A 1,130-nucleotide genomic window follows, 5' to 3' on the forward strand; every position below is an offset into this window, starting at 1 on the left:
ACAGTACGCTCACCCATCAAAAAGGTTTGGCTGGTTCCGTCCGTAATGGAGGCCAGTGTTAAGAAACTGTTGTGGAAGAAAGTCCCGTTGCCTTCACACCGCGTGCCGGGTGGCAGATGGTCGCACACGTGGATGTTCGCCGTTCCGAAGCACCCCACGTAGTTGGAGCGCGAAATGAGCAGCTCGTCGTACTGCTCCCCTTCGTGTTCTTCTTCGTGCTCGTGACCTTCATGGAGCTTGTGGGCCTCAAAGACTTTTTCGTTGCTGTTGATGTCGGACGGACAGCGATACACACTGATGAAAGTTTTGATGGCCTCCTCGTTGATCGGAGCATAAATGGGGGCCTCCAGATGGATACCTCCCTGGTAGAGCCCCATTTGTTCCAGATAAGGCAGGATCACGGCTCCCCAGCCCCAGCCCGGCGATCCGTTGACCATCGGCTGCCGCCCGTCCGCTGTATAGGCCGCCCAACCCGCCGGTAACGTGCGGTGAGTGTCGTGGTACATGTGGATGGCCAAGCCGATTTGCTTGAGGTTGTTGGAACATTCCGCTCGCCGTGCTGCCTCTCGCGCTGCCTGCACGGCCGGCAGCAAAAGCCCGATCAGCAACCCGATGATCGCAATGACCACCAGCAGTTCCACCAGCGTGAAGGCTCGGGGCCAAGACCGCTCCCGCAAAGGATGGAAGGTTGCGCAAAGTCCAAATTTTGGGTTATCCTTACAGGCCATGTTCATGATCGCTCTCCTGTTCTCTTTTGGAAAGTTTTTCTTCGGATAATGTGACAAACTGGGGATACGAGATGATGTGGTTGCTCCGCCGCGACGTGCTCTTTTTTTGAGCGAAGTTTCCAGCTCCTTACGTGACGGGCTGGACGAAGACCGGGCAGCGAGTCAGCCCGAGAGATACTCCCGGCAGATCGGATTCAGAGTTATCAGACGAGATCGAGAACAGGTGGAGCACGGCTTTGCCACGGGCATGCGGAGCGAGCCACGACTTCGGTGAAATGGACGAGCGGACGCCACCAATTCGATGCAAGTGGCAGAACAACCGTGAACGTGGCGATGGGTATTCGAGGCTGGATCTGGAATTGGCAAATGTGGCAGGAATTCGCGTCGTGGAGAGCCCGCCCA

Annotated in this window: 2 protein-coding genes; both read right to left on the bottom strand. The window is 56.7% G+C overall.

Annotation, left to right across the window (positions count from 1 at the left end; translation table 11 throughout):
- The coding region (locus tag H5U08_RS19495) for a DUF1559 domain-containing protein (protein WP_297037052.1) at positions 1 to 734 on the bottom strand (734 nt) is incomplete at its 3' end.
- Positions 735 to 931: 197 nt separating this feature from the next.
- A partial coding sequence (locus H5U08_RS19500) for a hypothetical protein (RefSeq protein WP_297037055.1) occupies positions 932 to 1,130 on the bottom strand: 199 nt, incomplete at its 5' end.

Origin of the sequence: Thermogutta sp. (assembly GCF_014359955.1) — a bacterium.
Lineage (GTDB): Bacteria > Planctomycetota > Planctomycetia > Pirellulales > Thermoguttaceae > Thermogutta.